Source organism: Chryseobacterium potabilaquae (assembly GCF_902728265.1).
Lineage (GTDB): Bacteria > Bacteroidota > Bacteroidia > Flavobacteriales > Weeksellaceae > Chryseobacterium > Chryseobacterium potabilaquae.
The window spans coordinates 1-2,757 of sequence record NZ_CACVBR010000093.1; the positions used below are offsets into that span (position 1 = coordinate 1).

Consider the following 2,757-nt stretch of genomic DNA (forward strand, 5'->3'; position numbering starts at 1 on the left):
CCAAAAGACTGGAGAAGATCCCATCTCCACTATACTCTTCTTCTCTTACCCAAGATAAGTCTTCAAGCCGTAACTTTGAGCCAACTTCTTTTTGATGGCATACCATCTGCTCTAAAAGATATACATACGTCTTAACCATCTGATCAATCGTACTTTCCTTGAATAATCCTCGAGCATAATTAAAACTTCCCGATAAACTTTCTCCATCATCATCTATCATAACACTCAAATCAAACTTCACTACATCATAGGCCAGCCTTTCTTCAATTTGTTGAAACAAAGAGTCTCCAACATATTTTTGATTAGTAGCATTTCCAAAACTCTGTAAGCCAAACATCACTTGGAATAGAGGATGACGAGATATATCCTGAACTACTCCCAACTCTTCTACCAATTTCTCAAAAGGTACATCCTGATGCATCTGAGCCTCAGATACTGAATCCGAAACTTGCAAAATAAAGTCTCTTACTGATACTCCATAATCAATCTCCTCCCGAAGGACTAAGGTATTGACAAAAAAGCCGATCAAATCCTCTAAACCTGCATGATGGCGATTAGCCACCACAGTACCTAATACAATATCCTTTTGTCCCGAATAAGAGGATAATAGCAAATAATATCCTCCCAGCATTACACTGTATAAACTAACTCCTAAGTCTCGAGATAAGAATCGAAGGTCTTCGCTTAAAGTATCCGAGATATTAAAACATACTGTATGTCCTTCATAAGAAAGCCGTGTAGGACGCACATAATCCAAAGGAAGATGTAAAGCCTCAACTCCCAATAGTTTAGTCTTCCAATAATCCAACTGTCTATCCAATACTTCACCTTGAAGATAGCCCCTTTGCCATAAAGCAAAATCTTTATATTGAATTCGTAAAGAGGGTAAAGAAACCGGATCACCCAATAACAAATCCCTATAAATAATACCTAGCTCTTCTAAAAAGATATCACTAGACCAACCATCAAAAGCTATATGGTGAATAACTATACTGATATAAGACGTAATCTCACTCTTATTTGGGGTATCCTGCTTTTTCTTTGTTTTATTAGTGTTAGTCTTTTCTTTCTCATGGAATACACAAACTGAAATAGGAAGTTCTTTAGATAAATCAAAAACCCTGGTAATTTCTTGAGATATAAGATCTTCTAACTGCTTAGAACTCTCTACATAAGTCTCTTTAATACTGAACTCCTCATTACTCACATATTGATACCCTACTCCCTCTGAACTGGTTACAATCAATGTACGTAGAATCTCATGTCTTGATATAAGAACTTTAAAGGATTCTTCTAAAATGCTAAGATCAACTTGTGATGACAAGCCAAAAACCATAGGAATATTATACGCGGAGCTTCCTCCTTCATACTGATCAATAAACCATAAACGCTCCTGAGCAAAAGATAAAAGTTGGTCCTCAGGATGATGAACCACTATAGGACGGATAATCTCTACAATATCAATTGATAAACCTTCAAGTGCACCTGCTAATCCAAAGATCGTTTTATGACTAAACACCATTGCTACACTTACCTGTAAGCCTAATCCTTGATGAATCTTGCTAATCAGTTTAATAGCCATAATACTGTTTCCTCCCAAGCGAAAGAAATCATCATGGATACCTATACTTTCTACTGGTAAACCTAAAGCCTCACCATAGATCTCTGCTAATTGTTTTTCAAGAACAGTCGTTGGAGCGATATACTCCTTATCTCCTGTGAAGTTAGGTTCAGGTAAAGCCTTGCGATCCAACTTTCCATTAATCGTAAGAGGAAACTCTTCCAAATGAACATACACCGAAGGAACCATATACTCCGGAAGTAATCCTGATAAATACACAGATAAGTCTTCATGATTAACTGCATTATCCGATACATAATAACCTACCAAGTATTTTAAGCCTGAACTATTCTCCTTGGCTAAAACTACAGCCTGACGAATACCTGCATAACTCAATAAGGCGTTTTCTATCTCTCCCAATTCTATCCTATACCCTCGTATCTTTACCTGAAAATCATTTCTACCTATATATTCCAAATCTCCATTAGCAAGATAACGGCCTAAATCTCCTGTCTTATACATACGATCATTATAGCCTATTGCTTTCTCTTCTTCACTCTGGAAAGGATTCAAGAGAAAACGCTCTGAGGTAAGCTCAGCAAGGTTTAAATAACCTCTTGATAATCCCGAACCTCCTATATATAATTCTCCTACAGCTCCCAAGGGTACTGGACGTAAATACTCATCCAACACATAAATCCGTTGATCCGGAATATGAGTTCCTATGATAGACGCACTTCCTAATTCTTCTGAATCTAAAGGTCTATAGCTCACGTGAACTGTCGTTTCGGTGATTCCATACATATTGATTAAAAGAGGAGCTTCAGAATAACGACCATACCAAGGTTCCAAAGAAGCAAAATTCAACGCCTCTCCTCCGAATATGACATAACGAAGGCTAGAGAGTTCTACATCCTTAGATAAAGCCACTTCTGTAAATTGATAGAATGCTGTGGGAGTTTGATTTAATACCGTTACTCCTTCCCTATAACATACATCAAAGAAGAGATGTAAATCTTTGGTTTGTTCTAAGCTAGGAATCAATAGCTTTCCTCCATGAAGTAAGGCTCCCCACATCTCCCATACACTAAAGTCAAAAACATACGAATGGAATAAACTCCATACATCTTTATCCGTAAATCCATACCAATGATTTGTAGCACTGAATAAACGAACCACACTCTTATGTTCTATCA

Annotated in this window: 1 protein-coding gene; it reads right to left on the reverse strand. The window is 37.2% G+C overall.

What is annotated here, in order from left to right; all coding sequences use genetic code 11:
- The coding region (locus tag CHRY9293_RS18270; RefSeq protein ID WP_162034288.1) for a condensation domain-containing protein at positions 1-2,757 on the reverse strand (2,757 nt) is incomplete at both ends.